General features: G+C 61.1%; 19 protein-coding genes. 7 read left to right on the top strand and 12 right to left on the bottom strand.

Annotated features, from left to right (window positions below; translation table 11 throughout):
• Positions 1-105 precede the first annotated feature (105 nt).
• A complete protein-coding gene (locus tag IB241_RS04165) occupies positions 106-495 on the bottom strand; it encodes a transcriptional regulator (protein WP_192297088.1) in 390 nt (129 codons plus the stop codon).
• A 150-nt stretch (positions 496-645) separates the two neighbouring features.
• Positions 646-1,992, bottom strand: a complete 1,347-nt coding sequence (locus IB241_RS04170) for a DEAD/DEAH box helicase (RefSeq protein ID WP_135288619.1) — start codon at positions 1,990-1,992, stop codon at positions 646-648.
• Positions 1,993-2,185: 193 nt separating this feature from the next.
• Between IB241_RS04170 and IB241_RS04175 the strand changes: the two genes are divergently transcribed.
• Complete coding sequence (locus IB241_RS04175; RefSeq protein WP_192297089.1) at positions 2,186-3,469, top strand: mechanosensitive ion channel family protein; 1,284 nt, start codon at positions 2,186-2,188, stop codon at positions 3,467-3,469.
• Between the two features lie 63 nt (positions 3,470-3,532).
• Here IB241_RS04175 and IB241_RS04180 read toward each other — a convergent pair whose 3' ends face one another.
• The 5 genes from IB241_RS04180 to IB241_RS04200 form a co-directional block, all read right to left on the bottom strand.
• Positions 3,533-3,847, bottom strand: a complete 315-nt coding sequence (locus tag IB241_RS04180; RefSeq protein WP_192297090.1) for a hypothetical protein — start codon at positions 3,845-3,847, stop codon at positions 3,533-3,535.
• A 135-nt stretch (positions 3,848-3,982) separates the two neighbouring features.
• Positions 3,983-5,608, bottom strand: a complete 1,626-nt coding sequence (locus IB241_RS04185) for a methyl-accepting chemotaxis protein (protein WP_192297091.1) — start codon at positions 5,606-5,608, stop codon at positions 3,983-3,985.
• A gap of 125 nt (positions 5,609-5,733) precedes the next feature.
• Positions 5,734-6,585 (bottom strand): carboxylate/amino acid/amine transporter, encoded by an 852-nt coding sequence (locus IB241_RS04190; RefSeq protein WP_192297092.1) that lies wholly within the window; start codon positions 6,583-6,585, stop codon positions 5,734-5,736.
• A gap of 203 nt (positions 6,586-6,788) precedes the next feature.
• Positions 6,789-7,388 carry an FMN-dependent NADH-azoreductase gene (locus IB241_RS04195; protein WP_192297093.1) on the bottom strand — a complete coding sequence of 200 codons (600 nt, stop codon included), beginning with the start codon at positions 7,386-7,388 and terminating at the stop codon, positions 6,789-6,791.
• A gap of 151 nt (positions 7,389-7,539) precedes the next feature.
• Positions 7,540-7,854 carry a 3-phosphoglycerate kinase gene (locus tag IB241_RS04200; protein ID WP_192297094.1) on the bottom strand — a complete coding sequence of 105 codons (315 nt, stop codon included), beginning with the start codon at positions 7,852-7,854 and terminating at the stop codon, positions 7,540-7,542.
• A gap of 49 nt (positions 7,855-7,903) precedes the next feature.
• Between IB241_RS04200 and IB241_RS04205 the strand changes: the two genes are divergently transcribed.
• The 5 genes from IB241_RS04205 to aqpZ all read left to right on the top strand — a co-directional run bounded on the left by IB241_RS04205 (position 7,904) and on the right by aqpZ (position 13,067).
• Positions 7,904-8,827 carry a LysR family transcriptional regulator gene (locus IB241_RS04205; RefSeq protein ID WP_192297095.1) on the top strand — a complete coding sequence of 308 codons (924 nt, stop codon included), beginning with the start codon at positions 7,904-7,906 and terminating at the stop codon, positions 8,825-8,827.
• Between the two features lie 14 nt (positions 8,828-8,841).
• Complete coding sequence (locus tag IB241_RS04210) at positions 8,842-9,645, top strand: alpha/beta fold hydrolase (RefSeq protein WP_192297096.1); 804 nt, start codon at positions 8,842-8,844, stop codon at positions 9,643-9,645.
• A 3-nt stretch (positions 9,646-9,648) separates the two neighbouring features.
• The gene (locus tag IB241_RS04215; RefSeq protein WP_192297097.1) at positions 9,649-10,212 is read left to right on the top strand and encodes a peptidylprolyl isomerase; all 564 of its coding nucleotides are present in this window, start codon (positions 9,649-9,651) and stop codon (positions 10,210-10,212) included.
• An 82-nt stretch (positions 10,213-10,294) separates the two neighbouring features.
• The gene (locus tag IB241_RS04220) at positions 10,295-12,127 is read left to right on the top strand and encodes an ABC transporter ATP-binding protein (protein WP_192297098.1); all 1,833 of its coding nucleotides are present in this window, start codon (positions 10,295-10,297) and stop codon (positions 12,125-12,127) included.
• A 238-nt stretch (positions 12,128-12,365) separates the two neighbouring features.
• Entirely contained in the window at positions 12,366-13,067 is a 702-nt protein-coding gene (gene aqpZ / locus IB241_RS04225) for an aquaporin Z (protein WP_192297099.1), read from the top strand.
• 187 nt (positions 13,068-13,254) lie between these two features.
• Here the strand turns inward: aqpZ and IB241_RS04230 are convergent, their stop codons facing one another.
• A complete protein-coding gene (locus tag IB241_RS04230) occupies positions 13,255-14,379 on the bottom strand; it encodes a GNAT family N-acetyltransferase (protein WP_192297100.1) in 1,125 nt (374 codons plus the stop codon).
• A gap of 283 nt (positions 14,380-14,662) precedes the next feature.
• Here IB241_RS04230 and IB241_RS04235 point away from each other — a divergent pair, with 283 nt between their 5' ends.
• Positions 14,663-15,985: a putative porin gene (locus IB241_RS04235; protein WP_192297101.1), complete on the top strand. Its 1,323-nt coding sequence runs from the start codon at positions 14,663-14,665 to the stop codon at positions 15,983-15,985.
• A 107-nt stretch (positions 15,986-16,092) separates the two neighbouring features.
• Here IB241_RS04235 and IB241_RS04240 read toward each other — a convergent pair whose 3' ends face one another.
• The 4 genes from IB241_RS04240 to hrpA form a co-directional block, all read right to left on the bottom strand.
• A complete protein-coding gene (locus tag IB241_RS04240; RefSeq protein WP_192297102.1) occupies positions 16,093-16,338 on the bottom strand; it encodes an anti-sigma factor family protein in 246 nt (81 codons plus the stop codon).
• Positions 16,332-16,946 carry an RNA polymerase sigma factor gene (locus IB241_RS04245; RefSeq protein WP_192297103.1) on the bottom strand — a complete coding sequence of 205 codons (615 nt, stop codon included), beginning with the start codon at positions 16,944-16,946 and terminating at the stop codon, positions 16,332-16,334. Before IB241_RS04245 ends, IB241_RS04240 begins: the two co-directional genes overlap by 7 nt.
• Positions 16,947-17,025: 79 nt before the next feature.
• Positions 17,026-18,147: a beta-ketoacyl-ACP synthase III gene (locus IB241_RS04250; RefSeq protein WP_192297104.1), complete on the bottom strand. Its 1,122-nt coding sequence runs from the start codon at positions 18,145-18,147 to the stop codon at positions 17,026-17,028.
• A gap of 255 nt (positions 18,148-18,402) precedes the next feature.
• Positions 18,403-22,314: an ATP-dependent RNA helicase HrpA gene (gene hrpA, locus IB241_RS04255; RefSeq protein WP_192297105.1), complete on the bottom strand. Its 3,912-nt coding sequence runs from the start codon at positions 22,312-22,314 to the stop codon at positions 18,403-18,405.
• Between the last annotated feature and the right edge of the window lie 191 nt (positions 22,315-22,505).

A 22,505-nucleotide genomic window follows, 5' to 3' on the forward strand; every position in this document is an offset into this window, starting at 1 on the left:
AATGGCCGCAGATTAGGCAGGGATGGCTGTCAGCCACCTTAGCGCCAGATTACTGATCTGACAGGTTCGCCCGGCGCCGCAGCGGGCGCCGGGACGTGAAGGGTCTCAGGCGATCTGGGCTTTTGCGGCCACCTCGGCAAATGTCGCAGGGTCCAGCGCGTCGGCCTGCTCATCCAGCACCTGGCGCGGGTGGTCGTTGCCCGGGATCGAGCTGTCGATCAGCGCCAGCAATTGGGCACCCAGCGGGGTGAGAATGAAGTTCTCGCCGTTGCCGCCCTCCTCCTCAGGCCGCGATTCAATAAAGCCGCGCTTGAACAACAGCGCTTCATAATCCGCAGCAGTCTTTTTCAACGCATCCAGATTGCCGGTGGACTCGCCTGCCGTAGCCTTCTCGGCGGCCTCTTGTTCAGCGTATTTGCGCGGCGCGAAGCTGCCTTCGCCGTTCTGTACTTCATGCAACAGGCGTTCGATCAGATCCCAGTTGTAAGTCGTCATCCCTATTCCTCCTGCAGGCCGACGGAAAAGTGGCCCGATACGCGGTGGACAGGCCTCGGTAAGCGCCGTTCAGTCCAGCCGACGAAGCTGCATAACCGGCGGACATAAAAAAACCGGACAATCGTCCGGTTCTTTCACATCACCCCTGCCTTACTCGGCAGCCGGTGCTTCTGGCTTGCGGCGCTTGAGCGGCGCCATGCCGTCCTTGCTGACGAGCGACAGGTTGTCGGTCTTCGGCCGGTTGGCGATCTTGCGCTTGGTCGGCGACTTGGCACCGGTTTTCTTTTTGTCACCCTTGGCGTCGGTCTTTTTCTTCTTCACGCCAACGGCCTTGCCCGACGCCTTGACCTTCTTCGGCCCGGTGTAGGTGCCTTTGACTTCCTTGATGGTGCGGCGCTCGAACGACTGCTTGAGGTAGCGTTCGATGCTCGACATCAGGTTCCAGTCGCCGTGGCAGATCAGCGAGATGGCCAGGCCATCGTTGCCGGCACGCCCGGTACGGCCGATACGGTGCACGTATTCGTCGCCGCTGCGGGGCATGTCGAAGTTGATCACCAGGTCCAGGCCATCCACGTCGAGGCCACGGGCAGCAACGTCGGTGGCCACGAGGATCTTCACGCCGCCGGCCTTGAGGCGGTCGATGGCCAGCTTGCGGTCCTTCTGGTCTTTCTCGCCGTGCAGCACGAACGCCTTGTAATCCTGGGCAACCAGGCGACCGTAGATGCGGTCGGCGGCAGCGCGGGTGTTGGTGAACACGATGGCCTTCTGATAGGTCTCGTTGGCCAACAGCCAGTTGAGGATCTGCTCTTTGTGCACGTTGTGGTCGGCGGTGACGATCTGCTGGCGCGTAGTCGCGTTCAGGTCGCTGACGTTGTTGACCTGCAAGTGCTCAGGGTTGTTCAGCACCTTGGCGACCATGTCGCGCAGGGTCGAACCGCCGGTGGTGGCGGAGAACAGCATGGTCTGCTGGCGGTTGACGCACTCGCCCACCAGACGCTGCACGTCGTCGGCAAAGCCCATGTCGAGCATGCGGTCGGCTTCGTCCAGCACCAGTACTTCGACTTCCTTGAGGTCAAGGTTGCCGGCGTTGAGTTGCTCGATCATGCGGCCCGGGGTGCCGATCAGGATGTCCGGCACCTTGCGCAGCATGGCGGCCTGCACCTTGAAGTCTTCGCCGCCGGTAATGATGCCGGACTTGATGAAGGTGAACTGCGAGAAGCGCTCCACTTCCTTCAGGGTCTGCTGGGCCAACTCGCGGGTCGGCAGCAGGATCAGGGTCTTGATGCTCACGCGGACCTTGGCCGGGCCGATCAGGCGGTTCAGCACCGGCAGGACAAAAGCCGCGGTCTTGCCGCTGCCGGTTTGAGCTGTCACCCGCAGGTCACGCCCTTCGAGCGCGAGCGGGATGGCCGCTGCTTGCACAGGCGTTGGCTCGACAAATTTAAGCTCGGCCACGGCTTTGAGCAGGCGTTCGTGCAGGGCGAATTGGGAAAACACGGGTGCTACCTCGAAGAAATACAAAATATCAGCTGCATAGGGTAACGGTTTCGGGCGTCCAAACCGAGTTTCTTTACGCGAACGGTGCTAATCAGCCACTTTTTTGTCAGGACTTTTGTCCGTGACGCCAACTTTGTAGCACTTCAATGCTCTAATCGCCCCGTCTTGTCCCACAGAAGAATCGGTTTCACCCATGGATATAAAACAGCTCTGGCTCAACGTCCAAGACCTTTGGGGCGCCCTCGATGAACACCCGTTGCTGCACGCCAGCCTCGGCCTTCTGGTGTTGCTGGTGGTGGCGCTCTTGCTCGGACGGATGGCGCGCTACCTGATCCTGCACACCATCAAGTTGCTTGGCCGGCAACCGGCCCTGCACTGGCTCAATGACCTGCGACACAACAAAGTCTTCCACCGCCTGGCGCAGATGACGCCATCACTGGTGATCCAGTTCGGCCTGTATCTGGTGCCGGACCTGAGCAAGACCGCGATCCTGTTCATCGGCAACGTGGCCCTGGCGATCAGCATCCTGTTCCTGACGCTGGCCATGAGCGCCCTGCTCAACGCCCTGCTGGACATCTACGCGCGCACCGAACATGCGCGCACCCGCTCGATCAAGGGCTACGTGCAACTGGCGAAAATGGTTCTGTATGTGTTTGGCGCGATCATCATCGTCGCCACCCTGATCGACCGTTCGCCGCTATTGCTGCTGTCGGGCCTGGGTGCGATGTCGGCGGTGATCCTGTTGGTGTACAAGGACACCCTGCTGTCGTTCGTCGCCAGCGTGCAACTGACCAGCAACGACATGCTGCGGGTCGGCGACTGGATCGAAATGCCTCAGGTCGGCGCCGATGGCGATGTGGTGGACATCACCCTGCACACGGTCAAGGTGCAGAACTTCGACAAGACCATCGTCTCCATCCCCACCTGGCGCCTGATGTCCGAGTCGTTCAAGAACTGGCGCGGCATGCAGGCCTCGGGCGGGCGACGGATCAAGCGCAGCCTGTTTATCGACGCCAGTGGCGTGCGCTTCCTGCGCGACGATGAAGAGGTACGCATGACCCAGGTGCACCTGCTCACCGACTACATCGGGCGCAAGCAGGCCGAGCTCAAGGCGTGGAACGAAGCCCAGGGCCACAGTGCGCAACTGTCGGCCAACCGGCGGCGCATGACCAACCTCGGCACCTTTCGCGCCTACGCCCTGGCCTATCTGAAAAGCCACCCGGACATCCAGCCGAACATGACCTGCATGGTGCGCCAGATGCAAACCACCGCCCAGGGTGTGCCGCTGGAGATCTACTGCTTCACGCGCACCACGGCGTGGGCGGATTACGAGCGGATCCAAGGGGATATTTTTGATTATCTGCTGGCGGTGTTGCCGGAGTTTGGCTTGAGCCTGTATCAGCAGCCGAGTGGCAATGACTTGCGGGCGGGTGTGTTGCCGGCGGTGCTGGGGGCCAGTCACCTGCCGGCGGTGTAAACCGCCGCCAATGTGAGGGGGCGGTGCGACAATTCGGCTTGCCCCCCGGCAACTTTAACTTATCTAGGCAGCCCAGCGGGCACCGATCACTTCAAACAGCAAGTCCAGCTCGAAGTCTTGCGGCGTTACTTTGTTATTGCTGATCCAGTCAAATAAGTAGGCGACCTGTTGTCGATTTTTCTTGTCCATCTGCCAAAGGCAATCAAAGTTAAACCCGCCATAAGTATCAGAGTCGTACCAAGCCATCAGAAAAGCGGCAACGGGTTCTGCATCAGAAGTGCCGTCCAGCGCTAAAACGACAAGCGCCCTGATGACATGTAAAACATCATCATTGACATCAACCTTCGGCACAGGAACTGGCCTGCCATAGTGGTTCATTTTTATTTGTTTCCTTCACTCTCTAAACCACCGTGCGAGTAAAAGAGCAGACAATCATCTGCCCTTTTAACGCCGCACGACAAAGCACTTTGTCCGTCACACTCAGGGTCATACGTGGGACATCAGCGCGAACGATCAGGTACGAAAGCGTCCCACAAGCCCGCTCAGTTGCGCGGCCAACTGCGACAGCTCATTGCTTGCCGCGCTGGTCTGCAAGGCGCCCGCTGCCGATTGCGCAGACAGGTCGCGGATTGCCACCAGGTTGCTGTCCACTTCACGGGCGACCTGGGCCTGCTCTTCGGCTGCACTGGCAATCACCAGATTGCGCTCATTGATCTGGCCGATGGCCGCAAAAATGTCCTCCAGCACCGCCCCTGACGCCTGGGTGATCTCCAGTGTGCCCAGGGCACGCGCGGTGCTGCTGCGCATCGAGTCCACCGCCTGTTCGGCCGTGCTCTGCACGCTGGCAATCATCTGTTCGATCTCGCGGGTCGACTCCTGAGTGCGGTAGGCAAGGGTGCGTACCTCGTCGGCCACGACCGCAAATCCGCGACCGGCTTCACCCGCTCGGGCTGCCTCGATCGCTGCGTTGAGGGCCAGCAGGTTGGTCTGCTCCGAGACGGCGCGTATCACGTCCAGCACCTTGCCGATGTTGCGCACTTTGTCAGCCAGCTCGCGGATCTGCTCGGCGCTGCCCTGAATCTCGGCGGTCATCGATTGCGTACCGCTGATGTTCTCGCGTACTTGCTGGCGGCTTTTTTCCGACAGCGTATTGGACGCCGTCGCCGCTTGTGATGTGGACACTGCGTTGCGCGCCACTTCTTCGACCGCACTGGTCATCTGGTTAACGGCAGTAGCGGCCTGCTCCAATTGCATGTCCTGCTGCTGGAGGCCGCGGTTGCTTTCTTCGGTCACGGCATTGAGTTCTTCCGCGGCTGAGGCCAACTGCATGGCTGAATCAGCGATCTGGATCAGTGTTTCGCGCTGGCTGGCCTGCATGCGTTGGAGTTCAACGAACAACTCGCCAATTTCGTTGCGCCCAGGCGAGACAACCTCGCGAGTCAGGTCGCCCCCGGCGATGCGCTTGAAGTGCTCACCCGCCGCGCGCAATGGACGCAGGACCGTGCCCGAGATAAATACCCAGCAGACAACGGCGAGGGCCAGGGTCAGCAGGATCAAGGCGACGGCCAGGGTTTGCGCAGTTTGCAGCCGCGCAGCCGCCTCCAAGTTGATCTCCTGTGCACGGGCATCCAATGCGCCGACCAGCTTCACGCGAATCTCCTGAAGCTTGGTCATGCCGTTGCCAGCAGCGATGTTGACTTGAAAATACTGTTCTGGGGAACGCGCGCGCGTGGCAGCGCGCTGACCGACGATGGCCTGGCCGTACTCGGTAAACGCCCCTTTGAGATCTTCGGCCAAGGCGTTCAACTGCGTATCACGCAAGTCTTTGGTAGAAACGTCCAGCTTGGCGATTGCTTCATTCCAGATAGCCTCGCTGCGCACCAAGCGTGCCTCTGCTTCGTCGAAACGCCCGCCGGTTGTCTCAATAAACGCCGAGGACACATTGGCGCTGGTGCGGATGGCCAGCAGTAACGCGTTGTTGATGCCGTCGATTTGTCGTGAAGTACGACTCAACTCGTCAATCTGATTGTGACTGCTCACCGCCGACCACCAACTGTTCAGCGTCGAAAACAGCAATGCAACAATGAATAGCAGTAGCACCCCAATCATGCCGGTACGTATTTTCAGATGGGCAAACATTGCAGCACTCCTCACAAGCCAGACTAATTAACAGTGACATTAATATCGGCGTTGTTTCAGGAGCTTAAGTAACAGAAGTCCGAACTGGTTCGATTACCGAACGGTAGATGTGCAATCTTGGAACATTACTTCACAGCCCCCAACCGACTGATCCACACCGCCCCCAAAATCACCAACCCACCCAACGCCAAGCGCCCCAGCGGCTCATGCTGGTTCCAGATCAGCAAATTCAGCAGCAACCCCACCGGCACATGCAGGTTGTTCATCACCGCCAGCGTGCCGCCCTGCACCAGGCAGGCGCCCTTGTTCCACCAGTACATGCCCAGTGCCGTACTGACCAACCCCAGGAATAACAGCACGCCCCATTGCAACGGTGCATCGGGCAGGAAGTTGGCCTTGCCGAACAGCAGGAACGCCGGCAACACCACCAGCAATGCGCCCACATAGAAGAAACCGAAACGCCGGTAATGCGGCAGGTCGCTCGGGTAGCGCTGGACCAGATGCTTGTACATCACCTGCCCGGCGGCATAGGTGAAGTTGGCCAGTTGCAGCAGCAGGAAGCCACCCAGGAAGTGCGGGGTGATCTGGTCGAAGCGAATCACCGCCGCGCCCGCCACCGCCACCAGTGCGGCGACCAGCGCCCAGGGGTTGAAGCGGCGGTTGAGGGCGTCTTCGATCAGGGTCACGTGCAACGGCGTGAGGATGGTGAACAGCAGCACCTCCGGCACCGTGAGCACGCGAAAGCTCAGGTACAGGCACACGTAGGTCACGCCAAATTGCAGCGCGCCAATCACCAGCATGCCGCGCATGAAGGCCGGTTCCACCGAACGCCAGCGGGTCAGCGGGATAAACACCAGGCCGGCCAGCAACACGCGCACCAGCACGGCGAAGTAGCTGTCGACGTGACCGGCGAGGTACTCGCCGATCAAGCTGAAGGAAAATGCCTGAATCAGGGTGACAACCAGTAGATAGCCCATGCGCGCCTCGCTTCGAATGGGCGGGACATTAAAGGTTTTCGGCGCTTGACGAAACTCAGGGCAAAAAAAACCCGACCTCGCTAAAGCGGCAGTCGGGCAGGAGCACTCAGGAGCAAAAAGTGCAAAGGGAGGTTCATTACGCGTACTTGAAGGGTTTGCGTGGCACTAGATAAACACCGCGCGATTATCTGACGATTAAAGGATCAGGCGACCTGTGCCAACAGCGCCTTGGCGTGGTTGATGCCCTTTTCCTGGAAGTCACCGCTCAGGTTCACGCCTTCGGCATGAATGAAAGTCACGTCGTGGATGCCGATAAAGCCCATGACCTGGCGCAGGTACGGTTCCTGGTGATCCGACGTGGCGCCGGTGTGGATGCCGCCGCGGGCGGTCAACACGATGGCGCGCTTGCCAATGAGCAAGCCCTGCGGGCCGGTGGCGGTGTATTTGAACGTCACACCGGCGCGCAGCACGTGGTCCAGCCAGGCCTTGAGGGTGCTGGGGATGGCGAAGTTGTACATCGGCGCGGCCATCACCAGCACGTCGGCGGCGAGCAACTCATCGGTCAATGCGTTGGAGCGGTCGAGGCTGGCTTGTTCGCTGGCGCTACGCTGATCTGCAGGTTTCATCCAACCGCCCAGCAGGTCGGCATCCAGGTGTGGCAACGGGTTGAGGGCCACGTCACGGACGGTGATCCGGTCCGCCGGGTGGGCGGCCTGCCATTGGCTGATGAACTGCTGGGTCAGCTGGCGGGAGATCGAGCCTTGCTGGCGGGCGCTGCTTTCGATGATCAGAACGTTGGACATGGCTGCGTAGGCTCCATCTGTAAATGCTGTAAGTCGATGGAGTGGAGATTAAACAGAGCCAATTCGATAAAAAAGCGCAAAAAACTGCTATAACCCATCTATAAATTTGTTTATAAGCGGAGTATTCCTCTGGAGATGCTCCGCTGTCGGGTTATTTCGGGCTGCAAGCCAGGGCAATGCGCATCTTGATGATGGCGCGGTTGAACTTGACGGTGGTGTTGGTGCTTTTACCTGCCGGCACCGTGACCTTGCGATTGCGCGGCGCTTCCGGGCCGTTGGTGAAGGTTACCGAACACACTGCATCGTTGGTGCCGTAGTTATTCAGGCGGATCGAACTGATGTCACCGTCCACATCGGAGGCGGTGTAATCAATGCTCACGCCGTCGATCTTTTTCGTCACGTCGATGGAATAGGCAAACGCGCTCAGCGGCAGCAGCGCCAGCAACACACAACAGAATTTTCTCATTCGGTGGTCTCCAATAAGGACCGCCAGCTTAGGACAAGAGGAACCCATCTTGAAAGCGCCCCGCGTTACCCTCGATCAATGGCGCACGCTGCAGGCCGTGGTCGACCACGGCGGCTTCGCCCAGGCGGCTGAAGCGCTGCACCGTTCGCAGTCCTCGGTGAGCTACACCGTGGCCCGCATGCAAGATCAGCTTGGCGTGCCGCTGTTGCGCATCGACGGGCGCAAGGCCGTGCTCACCGACGCCGGCGAAGTGCTGTTACGCCGCTCGCGGCAACTGGTGAAGAATGCCAGCCAGCTGGAAGACCTCGCACACCATATGGAACAGGGCTGGGAAGCCGAAGTGCGCCTGGTGGTGGACGCCGCCTACCCGAATGCACGCCTGGTGCGCGCCCTCTCGGCCTTTATGCCGCAGAGCCGTGGCTGCCGCGTGCGCCTGCGCGAGGAGGTGCTGTCCGGCGTGGAAGAGTTGTTGATCGAAGGCGTGGCTGACCTGGCGATCTGCGGTTTCAGTATCCCCGGTTACCTGGGCACGGAAATGAGCGACGTGGAATTTGTCGCCGTGGCCCACCCCGAACACGCTCTGCACCGCATGAACCGCGAACTGAGCTTCCAGGACCTGGAAAGCCAGATGCAGGTGGTGATCCGCGACTCCGGCCGCCAGCAACCGCGCGATGTAGGCTGGCTCGGCGCCGAGCAGCGCTGGACCGTCGGCAGCCTGGCCACCGCCGCATCATTCGTGGGCAGTGGCCTGGGCTTTGCCTGGTTGCCCCGGCACATGATCGAACGCGAACTCACCGAGGGCGTGCTCAAGCAGCTACCCTTGGAACAGGGCGGCAGCCGTCACCCCACGTTCTACCTCTACTCGAACAAGGACAAACCCCTGGGGCCCGCGACGCAGATCCTCGTGGAACTGCTGCGTACCTTTGACACCGCCCCGTTGGACGCGCCTTTCGCCGCCCCCCAGCAAGCCTGAAACGGAGTTCACCCATGGCCTGGTTCGACCACGAGGGATGCAGCCTGCACTACGAGGAATACGGCCACGGCACCCCGCTGATCCTGATCCACGGCCTGGGCTCCAGCAGCCAGGATTGGGAACTGCAGATTCCAGTGCTGGCCAGGCATTACCGCCTGATCGTGGTAGACGTGCGAGGTCATGGCCGCTCGGATAAACCCCGTGAGCGCTACAGCATCCGGGGTTTCACTGACGACCTGATTGCCTTGTTCGAGCACCTGAGCCTACCGCCGGCCCACGTGGTGGGCTTGTCCATGGGCGGCATGATCGCCTTCCAACTGGCGGTGGACGAACCGGCCCTGCTCAAGAGCCTGTGCATCGTCAACAGCGCGCCCGAAGTGAAAGTTCGCAGCGCCGACGATTACTGGCAGTGGGCCAAGCGCTGGAGCCTGGCGCGGTTGCTGAGCCTGTCCACGATCGGCAAGGCGTTGGGCGAGCGGCTGTTCCCCAAACCGGCGCAGGCCGGCCTGCGTCGCAAGATGGCCGAACGCTGGGCAAAAAACGACAAACGTGCTTATCTCGCCAGCTTCGATGCAATTGTGGGCTGGGGGGTGCAGGAACATCTTTCCCGAATTACCTGTCCTACGCTGGTCATCAGCGCCGACCACGACTACACCCCCGTGGCGCAGAAACAAAACTATGTAAAACTGCTGCCCGATGCGCGACTGGTGGTGATCGAAGATTCCCGTCATGCCACGCCACTGGATCAACCCGAAGTCTTTAACGCTACCTTGCTCGATTTTCTAAAGACAGTCGAAACCACTACCCAGGATCACTGACCCATGCTGAAAAAAATCGCCTTCTTTGCCGGTTCCGTTCTATTCGCTGCCAACCTGATGGCGGCCGAGGCTGCCAAGGTGCCCCGCGTCGAAATCATCACCACCAACGGCAACATCGAAATCGAACTGGACCCGGTCAAGGCGCCGATCAGTACCAAGAACTTCCTGGCCTACGTGGACAAGGGTTTCTACACCAACACGATTTTCCACCGCGTGATCCCGGGTTTCATGATCCAGGGCGGCGGGTTCACCCCGCAGATGTCGCAAAAGCCGACCGAAGCGCCGATCCGCAACGAAGCCAGCAACGGCCTGCATAACGTGCGCGGCACCTTGTCCATGGCCCGCACCAACGACCCGAACTCGGCCACCAGCCAGTTCTTCATCAACGTTGCCGACAATGCGTTCCTCGATCCGGGCCGTGACGCCGGTTACGCGGTGTTCGCCAAGGTGGTCAAGGGCATGGACGTGGTCGATGTCATCGTCAACTCCCAGACCACCACCAAGCAGGGCATGCAGAACGTGCCAATCGATCCTGTCCTGATCAAGTCGGCCAAGCGCATCGACTGAGGTCCGCAGGAGGTTCCGCGCGTGGCCCACAAGGCCGCGCGCGCATTTGAAAGGAGAGCCCGCCCTGCGGGCGTCATACCTAATGCTCTATCGTCGTTTTGAACAACTGATCGATATTTTCCGCGACGCGCCCAGCGACGCCCCACCCGATAAAGTCCTGCCCTTCTACCTCTATTACCTGCGCCAGGTCTGGCCGCATTTCGCCGCCTTGCTGGTGGTGGGCCTGATCGGTGCGCTGATCGAAGTCGCGCTGTTCAGCTACCTGAGCCGCATCATCGACCTGGCCCAGGGCACACCGCCCGCGAATTTCTTCCAAGTGCACAGCACCGAGCTGATCTGGATGGCCGTGGTCGCCCTGCTGCTGCGCCCGATCTTCGGCGCCCTGCATGACCTGCTGGTGCACCAGACCATCAGCCCCGGCATGACCAGCCTGATCCGCTGGCAGAACCACAGCTACGTGCTCAAGCAGAGCCTGAATTTCTTCCAGAACGACTTCGCCGGGCGCATCGCCCAGCGCATCATGCAAACCGGCAACTCCCTGCGCGACTCCGCCGTGGCCGCCGTGGACGCGATCTGGCACGTGGCGATCTACGCCATCAGTTCCCTGGTGCTGTTTGCCGAGGCCGACTGGCGCCTGATGATCCCGCTGGTGACCTGGATCATCTGCTACAGCCTGGCGCTGCGTTACTTCGTGCCACGGGTGAAGGAACGCTCGGTGATTTCCTCCGAGGCGCGCTCCAAGTTGATGGGCCGCATCGTCGACGGCTACACCAACATCACCACCTTGAAACTGTTCGCCCATACCCAATACGAGCAGCAGTACGCCAAGGAAGCGATCATCGAGCAGACCGAAAAGACCCAACTGGCCAGCCGTGTCGTCACCAGCATGGATATCGTGATCACCACCATGAACGGCCTGCTGATCGTCACCACCACCGGCCTGGCCTTGTGGTTGTGGACGCAGTCGCTGATCTCGGTGGGCGCCATCGCGCTGGCCACCGGCCTGGTGATCCGTATCGTCAACATGTCCGGTTGGATCATGTGGGTGGTCAACGGCATTTTCGAAAACATCGGCATGGTGCAGGACGGTTTGAAAACCATCGCCCAGCCGCTGGCGGTGATCGACCGCGAGAACGCCCCGCGCCTGACGGTGCCCCACGGCGAAGTGCGCTTCGAGCACGTGGATTTCCACTACGGCAAGAAGAGCGGGATCATTGGCGGGCTGAACCTGGAGATCAAGGCCGGCGAGAAAATCGGCCTGATCGGCCCGTCCGGCGCGGGCAAGTCGACCCTGGTCAACCTGCTGCTGCGCCTGTATGACCTGCAAGGCGGGCGCATCCTGATCGACGGGCAGAACATCGCCGACGTGGCCCAGGAATCCCTGCGTGCGCAGATCGGCATGATCACCCAGGACACCTCGTTGCTGCACCGTTCGATCCGCGACAACTTGCTGTACGGCAAGCCGGACGCCACCGACGAAGAACTCTGGGCGGCGGTGCACAAGGCGCGTGCCGATGAGTTCATCCCGTTGCTGTCGGACTCCGAAGGCCGCACCGGGCTGGATGCCCATGTGGGCGAACGCGGGGTGAAACTCTCCGGTGGGCAGCGCCAGCGCATCGCGATTGCCCGCGTGCTGCTCAAGGACGCGCCGATCCTGATCATGGACGAAGCGACCTCGGCACTGGACTCGGAAGTGGAAGCGGCGATCCAGGAAAGCCTGGAAACCCTGATGCAGGGCAAGACCGTGATCGCGATTGCCCACCGCCTGTCCACCATTGCGCGGATGGACCGCCTGGTGGTGCTGGAGAAAGGCCAGATCGCCGAGACGGGCAGCCATGCCGAGTTGCTGGCCCATGGCGGGCTGTATGCGCGGCTGTGGCAGCACCAGACCGGCGGCTTTGTCGGCATCGACTAATAATCTACCGCTCAAACACAATTCAACCTGTGGGAGCGGGCTTGTGTGGGAGCAAGCCCGCTCCCACATTTGATCAGTGCCAGACGCCATGTTTCATGGGGCCCTTCCCCATTTGGGCACTGGATTTGTGCCACAACCCTGCTGTAATCAACGCAGTGCCCAGACGGGCGCTGTAGTCAATGCAGGGAGCATCACTGTTTTACTGATTCGGTAGAGCGATCTATCAAGGACGTGCTGCATGTCTTTGTTCAAACGTTCAATCACTGAGGGGTTGGGTACGTTTTGGCTGGTGTTGGGCGGTTGCGGGAGTGCGGTATTGGCCGCAGCGTTCCCGGCAGTCGGGATTGGTTTGCTGGGGGTGTCCCTGGCGTTCGGGTTGACGGTGCTGACCATGGCGTTTGCCATCGGACATATCAGCGGTTGTCACCTCAACCCAGCGGTGTCGGTGGGGCTGGTCGTGGGCGGGAGGTTTGCGGCCAGGGAGTTGCCGGCGTACATCGTCGCCCAGGTCGTCGGCGGCACGGTTGCCGCCGCATTGTTGTACTTCATTGCCAGTGGCAAACCCGGCTTCGAACTGGCCTCGGGCCTGGCGTCGAACGGTTATGGCGAGCATTCGCCCGGCGGTTATTCGATGGCGGCGGGGTTTGTGACCGAGGTGGTGATGACCGCGATGTTCGTGCTGATCATCCTCGGCGCCACCGACCACCGCGCCCCGAAGGGCCTCGCGCCAATCGCCATCGGCCTGGCCTTGACGCTGATCCACCTGATCTCCATTCCCGTGACCAACACCTCGGTCAACCCCGCTCGCAGTACGGGGCCAGCCTTGATCGTTGGCGGGTGGGCGATCCAGCAATTGTGGATGTTCTGGCTCGCGCCGATCCTCGGGGCGGTGGTGGGCGGTTTTACCTATCGCTGGCTGGGCAAGGAGGAACCGGCCTGAAGCAATGCGGTATCAGCCCTGCCGGCAATAGGCAGGGCTTTCCCGCACGGCTGTAGTGAGCGGGCTTGCCCCGCGCTGGGTGGCGAAGCCGCCCCAAATCCAGACACCGCAGTCTTGCTGATACACCGCAGCGTACCGTTTGGGGCGGCTGCGCCCCCCAGCGCGGGCAAGCCCGCTCACTACGAGGTTAGGGCTGGCGGTATGGCAATGCGGTTCGCGCCTCTTCGGCATAGGCCACGATCCCTACACGTTCACGCTCCAGGAAATCCTCTACGGCCGTCTTCAACCCCGCGTGCCGCAAGTAATGCCACGACCGCGTGATCACCGGCTCAAACCCGCGAATCAACTTGTGTTCGCCCTGCGCGCCAGCATCGAAACGTTGCACGCCGTGGGCGATGGCGTAGTCCATGCCCTGGTAGAAACAGGTTTCGAAATGCAGGCGGTCGAATTCCGCCAGGCAGCCCCAGTAACGGCCGTAGAAACTGTCGCCACCGATCAGGCTGAACGCCATGGCCACCGGCCGTGTGCCTTGTTTGGCCAGCACCACGCGAATCGCTGCGGGCATGCGTTCGGCGAGCAGGCTGAAAAACTCGCGGGTCAGATACGGCGATTGGCGGCGCACCGCGTAGGTGTTGGCGTAGCAGGCGTAGACAAAATCCCACTGCGCCTCGCTCAGCTCATGGCCTTGCAGCCATTCGAAGTCGATGCCCTGCCCGGCCACTTGCTCACGCTCCTTGCGCATCTGTTTACGCTTGCGCGAGCTGAGGGCGTCGAGGAAGTCCTGGAAGTCGCGGTAGCCACGGTTCTGCCAGTGGAATTGACAGCCCAGGCGCTGCAGCCAGCCCGGTTGCTGCGCCAACGCCGCATCGGCCAGATCGTCGGTGAAGTTGACGTGGGCGCTGGAGAGCCCTTCGATTTCCAGGTAGCCCGGCAGGCTCTTGAGCAGCTCGAAACCGTCCTCGGCACTCGCCGCCAGCAAACGTGGCCCGCTGACCGGGCTGAACGGCACGGCCGTCAGCAACTTGGGGTAGTACTCGATACCGGCCCGTTCACAGGCGTCCGCCCAGCCATGGTCAAACACGTACTCGCCATAGGAGTGCCACTTGCGATAACAGGGCAGCGCCGCCACCAGCCGCTCGCCTTCCCAGTGCAGCAGATGCTCCGGTTGCCACCCCGAATGCGGGCCGACACTGCCACTGTCCTCCAGCGCACTCAGGAACGCGTGCCGCACAAACGGCTGGGCGTCCGCCACGAGTGCATCCCAGGTCTGTGGGGCGATTTCGGACAGGCTGATCAGACGTTGCAGCGGCATCGGCATCCTCATTTCTTGGGGGTGTGAAAGCCTCGCGAGTATCGCTTATCGGCGGCTTTCGCACACCCTCGAATCGCCGGACAAGGCTCTAAACCAATAGTTCCCAGCATGAATAATTTGTCATCTAGATGACATCACTTCGCCACTGCGCCGTCATAAACGATCGCGATACTGACGCCTGTTTTTAGAGCGCCTGGTGCTACCAGGCGGCATTTTTTCCGTCCGTCATTGGTCGGTTGTGTCCTGGATGGTTTGCCATCCCTCCTCACTTTCGGAGATTGATATGCGTCTTGCTTCCACTAAAACTGCGGCGATCCTGTGCGGTGGCCTGTTGCTGGCCCTGAGCGTACCGGCCAGCGCTGCAGTCGACGCTAAATTGCTCGACATGCTCAAGGCCAACGGCCAGATCACCAACGCCCAATACAGCGAACTGCAAGCTGAGCTGGCACGGGATCAGAAAGAACAGCAGATCGCACGGCAAGCTCAACAAGAGACCAACGAACAGATCGCGGCCACCGCGAAAAAAACCAACGAACTGAGCAGCTTCGACCAGAAGCTGGCCTGGGCGGCCAAGACTCAGTTCAAGGGTGACGTACGTTTCCGTCAGGAAACCGTGAAAATCCAGGGTGAATCCAACAACGGCGGCCGTGACAAGGATCGCCAGCGCATCCGTGCCCGCCTCGGCGCCTACACCGAGATCAACTCGCAAGTCGACACCGGTATCCGCATTGCCACAGGTAGCAGCGACGACGCGCGCTCCACCAACCAGGATCAGGACAACTACTTCGACAAGAAGTCGATCTGGCTGGACCTCGGCTACATCGACTACCACCCGGACCAGATCAAGAACCTGCACGTCATCGGCGGCAAGATGCTGCAACCGTGGGTCAACATGGGCGACGTGATCTGGGATAGCGACATCAACCCAGAAGGCCTGGCAGTCACCTACAAATACCCACTGGGCAGCAGCGCCGAGCTGTTCGGCAGCCTCGGCAACTACAACCTCAAGGACAACGTCGACGGCGACGGCGTGCAATTCCGCCACGACCTGCGCCTGACCTCCGGCCAGCTGGGGACGCGCTTCTCGGTCACCGACAACCTGAAAATGACCCTGGGCGGCAGCGTCTACGCCTACCAGAATGACAAGGACAGCCGTTGCACAACCACCACCACGCCTTGCGCGCTGGCGGTCAACGGTAACTCGGCCGACAACCAGTTCCGTCTGTATGAAGGTTTCGCCCAAGCCGACATCGGCGGCCTGGCAGTGCCTCTGGCGTTCTACGGCCAGTACGTGAAAAACAACGACGCCGTGACCGACCAGGACACCGCCTGGCTGATCGGCGCCAAGTCCAAGGTGTTCGGTTTCAACCTGGACTACAACTATCGCGACACTCAACGTAACGCTGTAGTGGGTGCCTTCACCGACTCGGACTTCGCCAACGGCACCACGGGTTCGCGCGGTCACAAAATGAAGGTCAGCTATGACATCGACAAGAACTTCGCACTCGGTGCCACGTACTTCCTGACCAAGGCCGACTACGCCAGCCGAACCCAGCGTGACGCCAACACCAACACCCTGCAGCTGGACGCAGAAGCCAAGTTCTAAGAGTCAGTGTTACGAGCCTTGGGCCAGGACGGCCCAAGGTGGCTGCAACAGTCTCTCGTGGTCGGATCGGTCCCCATCATCCGTCCGCTCCCGCCACGCGAGCCTGCCTACTCCCCGCCTTTCTGATCCTTGAGCCGTTCGGCAGCCAATTGCTGCGCCAAGGCATCCACATCCCCTACCGGCTCTTGCGGCAGCAGCTTCAGCGTAGCCTGCATCAAACGCATCTGGCGGATAAACCGTCGGCAGTTCGGGCAGAACATCAAGTGATGACGCACCAGCAGGCGCTCGCGAAAGGTCAATTGCCCATCAAGATAGTCACTGGACCGCGCCACTTGTTCTTTACAGGTCAGCATTCGCCCGTTTCCTCAAAATGCTCCACCGTGGCGAAGACTTTAAGCCGTGCCCGATGCAGCAGCACACGGACATTGGAGAGTGAGAGCGTCAGAAGATTACAGATCTCTTCCAACTCCAGGCCCTGGCGCTCACGCAGTACCAGCACGCTGCTCTGCAACTCCGACAGGCTCGACAAGGTGTGCTCCAGGCAGTCGCGCAGTTCGCCTTCGGTGAGCAAGGCTTCCGGGGTGTCCTGGTGCCAGGCATAGGGGGCGACGGCCCAGTGGCCATCGTCCGGGGTGAAGCGGTCATCGCCGATGGTGCCATGGGGTGACGGCAGGTCGTCGAGTAGCACTTCACGGCGGTTCTGCTTGTAGCGTCCCTTGGCGGCGTTGGCGGTGATGGTCAACAGCCAGGTCTTGAGGCTGGAGCGCCCTTCGAACCTGGACAGGTTGCGGACCACCGACAGCCAGGCGTCCTGCACGATTTCATCGGCATGGCGCTGGCCGACGATCGCATAGGCCACCGCGCGCATGGCGCTCTGGTAGGTGCTGACCAATTCCTTGTAGGCCCGCTGCTCACCCTTGAGCAGGCGTTCAAGCAGATCCGCGTCGTCGGCTGCTGCCATGGGCTACCTCAATTTCACTTTGAACATGCGATCACTGTGGAAGCCAGCTCCCACCCATTGACCGCGCACACCCCACCGATCAGCGTTTACGCAGGATCACGCTGCCGATCGAGTAGCCTGCGCCAAACGAGCTGAGCACCGCCACGGAGCCCTTGGGCAAATCGTCCTGGTAAGTATGGAACGCAATCACCGAACCCGCCGAACTGGTATTGGCGTAGGTGTCGAGGATCACCGGCGCTTCTTCCACCGTGGCTTCGCGGCCCAGCAGTTTCTTCACGATCAGGTGGTTCATGCTCAGGTTGGCCTGATGCAGCCAGAAACGCTTCACATCGGCGACGTTCAACTGGTTTTCCGCCAGGTGCACACCAATCAGCTCGGCCACCATCGGGCACACATCACGGAAGACCTTGCGGCCTTCCTGCACGAACAGTTTGTCGGGCGCGCCGATGCCCTCTTCCGCCGCGCGGTTGAGGAAGCCGAAGTTGTTGCGGATGTTATTGGAGAACTTGGTCAGCAGCTTGGTGCTGACCACGTCGAACTGGTGCTCGGAGGTCGCCAGGTCGGCACGTTCGAGGACGACGGCGGTGGCCGCATCACCAAAGATGAAGTGGCTGTCGCGGTCACGGAAATTCAAGTGACCGGTGCAGACTTCCGGGTTGACCATCAGGATCGCCCGGGCCTGGCCCAGTTGGATGCTGTTGGCAGCGTTCTGGATGCCGAACGTGGCCGAGGAGCACGCCACGTTCATGTCAAAGCCGAAACCTTCGATACCCAGGGCTTCCTGGACTTCAATGGCAATGGCCGGATAGGCGCGTTGCAGGTTGGAACAGGCGACGATTACGCCGTCGATGTCAGCGGCAGTCTTGCCAGCACGCTGCAGGGCTTGTTCGGCGGCGCCGATGGCCATCTGGCAGAGCACCGACCATTCGTCGTTACTGCGCTCGGGCAGGCGCGGGGTCATGCGCTGCGGGTCGAGAATGCCTTCCTTGTCCATCACGAAACGGCTCTTGATGCCCGAGGCTTTTTCGATGAAGGCTGCACTGGACTCGGTCAGCGCCTGAACTTCACCGCGCTCGATGGCGGCGGCGTTGTCGGTGTTGAAGTGCTGGACGTAGGTATTGAAAGACTGCACCAGCTCTTCGTTGGAGATGCTGTTGGCCGGGGTGTACAGGCCAGTGCCGCTGATGACGACGTTATGCACGGTCGTTCCTCTAAATCTGTCAGGCAGGGAATGTTGGTACCTTCGTACCAAACTGTAAGTAGTCCGAATCCGCCCAGCGGACATCAAACTGGCATCGCTTTATTCCATCGCGCCGTGGCTGCAACCGCCAGCCTGTAACGACGATCCCGGCATTTATAGGCGCGAAGTTTGCCACAACCCTCGGAGTTTGGCGCTATCTGCGCACAAACACCGTTTTCCCTTGGAATGCTCCCATAGGGGGGGTTGTGTTGGCTTTCAGGGCTCTACCTGGCTCCATTGCTTGCTCAGGCGCTTGTCGGAAATCGGCACCTTGGTGCCCAACTGCTGGCCAAACAACGACACCCGGTACTCTTCCAACCACCAGCGGTAGAGCTCCAGTTGAGGATCGCGCTTGCCTTCCTGGGCGTGTTTTTTCAGGCGATTCTCGTACTGCGCCCACAAACCGGCCAACTCGCCACTCCAGACCCGATCCTTCTGTACCTGGCTCGGCAGTTTCTCCAGGCGCAGCTCGATGGCCTTGAGATAGCGTGGCAGTTCCTTGAACCACCGCGCCGGGGTTTCCCGTACAAAACCGGGATACACCAGGTTGCCCAGTTGCTGCTTGATGTCATTCAGGGCCACGGCCTGAGCCAGGTCGATCTTGCCTTTGAAACGTTTTTGCAGTGCGTGCCAGAGCTTCAGAACCTCCAGGGTCAAGCGTGCCAGGCGTTCGGCATGCTCGGTCCAACTGCCGCGCTTGCGCTCGGCCAAGGCGGCCAAACCCGCGCCGTCACGCGGCAGGCTGGTTTCGCCTTCGAGCACGCAGGTGTCGAGGCTGGCCAGCAGGATGTCTTCCACCAGTGCATCGATACGCCCCAGTTCGCGGTACATCAACCCCAACTCAGTCAGGCCGGGCAATTTGCCGCGCAGGAATTTGGCCGGTTCCGCCAGTTGCTGCATCAGCAAACGCTGCAAGGCGCGGCGATGTTGGAATTCAGCTTCGGCGGCCGTGGAAAAACGCCCTTCCTTGACCGTACCGTTTTCTTCCACCAGCGCCGGATAAACCGTCATCGACAGGCCGGCGATCTTTTGCTGGGTCTTCTGCGCCACCGCCGCGAACACCTTGGCCTCTACCGGCTGTTGGCTTTTCGCGGTTTGCGGCACCGCCAGCGCGGCCTGGCTGGCTTCGGCGAAGCGTGCGGTCAGCTCGGCCAGGTCGCGGCCTTCGCCGAGGAACTTGCCTTGGCCATCGACCACTTCCAGGTTCATCTTCAGATGGTTGTCCACCTGCTGCGCCGCCTCGGCCCAGGCTTCATCGCTGACGCGGGCACCGGTCATGCGCAGCAACTCACGGCCGAGCGCCTGGGGCAGCGAGCCCTGGCCGAATTCGATGCGTTGCAGCGCCGCCTTGACGAAGTCCGGCACCGGCACGAAGTTCTTGCGCAGCGCCTTTGGCAGGTTGCGCACCAGGGCGATGCATTTGGCCTCGATCAGCCCCGGCACCAGCCATTCCAGGCGTTCCGGCGGCAACGCCGGCAACAGCGGCGCGGGCACGCGCAGGGTTACGCCGTCGCGGGGGTGGTTGGGTTCGAAGTGGTAACTCAAGGCCAGGGCCAGGTCGCCCAGGTGCAGGGTGTCCGGGTAATGCGCGGCGGTGACCTCACTGGCCTCGCGGGCCAGCACGTCTTCTTCGCGCATGATCAACAGCTGCGGGTCTTTCTGGCTGTGGATCTTGTACCAGCTGTCAAACGTCGCAGTCTGGTGGATCTCTGCCGGCAAGCGCGCATCGTAGAAGGCATACAGCGTTTCCTCGTCGGCGAGGATGTCACGACGGCGCGCCTTGGCTTCCAGCTCATCGAGCTGTTCCAGCAGTTGCTGGTTGGCGGTCAGGCACTTGGCCCGCGACTGGATCTCGCCACGCACCAAGCCTTCGCGGATAAACAACTCACGGGACACCACCGGGTCAATCGGCCCGTAATGCACCGGCCGGCGCCCGACCACGATCAGCCCGAACAGGGTGATCTGCTCGAACGCCACCACCTGGCCGCGCTTTTTCTCCCAATGCGGTTCGAAGTGGTTCTTCTTGATCAGGTGCCCGGCCAGCGGCTCGATCCAGTCGGCATCGATCTTGGCAACCATGCGCGCATACAGCTTGGTGGTTTCCACCAATTCGGCGGTCATCAGCCATTGCGGGCGCTTCTTGCCGATGCCCGATGACGGGTGAATCCAGAAGCGCCGCTGGCGCGCACCGAGGTAATCGCCGTCTTCGGTTTTCTGGCCGATCTGGCTGAGCAGGCCGGACAGCACCGCCTTGTGCAGTTTGGGGAAATCCGCCGGCTCTTTATTGATCGTCAGCTGCATGTCGCGACAGATCAGGCTGAGCTGGCGGTGGGAATCGCGCCATTCGCGCAGGCGCAGGTAGTTGAGGAAGTTCTTGCGGCACCAGTTACGCAAAGGGCTGGCGGTGAGTGCCTGGCGCTGCTCTTCAAAACCGCGCCACAGATTGACCAACCCGGCGAAGTCCGAATCCGCATCTTTCCACTGGGCGTGGGCCTGGTCGGCGGCCTGTTGACGCTCCGGCGGGCGCTCGCGCGGGTCCTGGATCGACATGGCGCTGGCGACGATCAGCACTTCCTGCAAACTGCCGAGCTTGGCCGCTTCCAGCAGCATGCGGCCCATGCGCGGGTCCACCGGCAGGCGCGCCAGTTGGCGGCCCAACGGCGTGAGCTGGCTATTGCGGTCCACCGCCGAGAGCTCTTGCAGCAGGTTGAAACCGTCGCTGATGGCCTTGCCGTCCGGCGGCTCGATAAACGGGAAGTCGGTGATTTCGCCGAGGCGCAGGTGCAGCATCTGCAGGATCACGGCGGCGAGGTTGGTACGCAGGATTTCCGGGTCGGTAAATTCCGGACGCCCGATAAAATCCTCTTCACTGTACAAGCGGATGCAGATGCCCGGCTCGACCCGGCCGCAACGACCTTTACGCTGGTTGGCGCTGGCCTGGGAAATCGCTTCGATCGGCAGGCGTTGCACCTTGGCACGGTAGCTGTAGCGGCTGATGCGCGCGGTGCCGCTGTCGATCACATAACGGATGCCCGGTACGGTCAGCGAGGTTTCCGCGACGTTGGTTGCCAGCACCACACGACGGCCTGGATGGGACTGGAAAATCCGCTGCTGCTCGGCCGGTGACAGGCGCGCATACAGCGGCAGGATTTCGGTGTGCTTGAGCTGGGCCTTGCGCAGCATTTCGGCGGCATCGCGGATCTCGCGCTCACCCGGCAGGAACACCAGCACATCGCCCGGGCTGCGCCGTTCGCTGCGCTCGTAGGCGGCGATTTCATCCAGGGTGGCCAGGATCGCCTGGTCGACGGTGAGGTCATCCTCGACGCGGTTGCCCTCCTCGTCCTGCTCCAGGGTCAGCGGGCGATACCAGGTGTCCACCGGGAAAGTGCGACCCGAGACTTCGACGATCGGGGCATCGTCGAAGTGCTTGGAGAAACGCTCCAGGTCAATGGTCGCCGAGGTGATGATGACCTTCAGGTCCGGGCGGCGCGGCAGCAGGGTTTTCAGGTAGCCCAGCAGGAAGTCGATGTTAAGGCTGCGTTCGTGGGCTTCGTCGACGATGATCGTGTCGTAGCGCTCGAGGTAGCGGTCGTTCTGGGTTTCTGCCAGCAGGATGCCGTCGGTCATCAGCTTGATCAGGGTGTTGGAATCGCTCTGGTCTTCAAAGCGCACCTGATAACCGACCAGCGCGCCCAATGGCGTGGCCAACTCTTCGGCGACCCGGCTGGCCACGCTGCGTGCGGCGATCCGGCGGGGCTGGGTGTGACCAATGAGACCGAACTGGCCACGACCGATTTCCAGGCAGATCTTCGGCAACTGGGTGGTCTTGCCCGAGCCGGTTTCGCCGGCAATGATCAGCACCTGATGCTGGTTCAGCGCTTCTTTGATTTCATCGCGCTTGGCCGCAATCGGCAGGCTGTCGTCATAACGAATCACCGGCAGGCTGGCGCGCCGCGCCGTGACCTGGGCACAGGACGCCTGCATGCGCACGACCCACTGCGCCAACTTGTCCTCGTCGGGCTTTTTGCGCAGCTCAAGCAACTGCCGACGCAAACGGTGGCGGTCGGCAAGCATGGCGTGGTCGAGGGTTTTGAGCAGTTGGTCGATAGTGGGCGCTTGGTCAGTCATCTGGGTGGTAAAGGTCTTCGGGATGGGGCAGGCATGACCTGCACAGCGGTGGACGGATAAGACGAGTTGGCGATTGTCGCAGATTTCGACGGTTCTGAAGACGGCCCGTCAAAAGCAACGGGACTTTCGCTCATGCCGTGGCGAAATTAACTACAGCGGATCAACACTCTCCCCCACACGTTTCTAGCGAA

This window comes from Pseudomonas sp. PDM05 (genome assembly GCF_014851685.1).
GTDB lineage: Bacteria > Pseudomonadota > Gammaproteobacteria > Pseudomonadales > Pseudomonadaceae > Aquipseudomonas.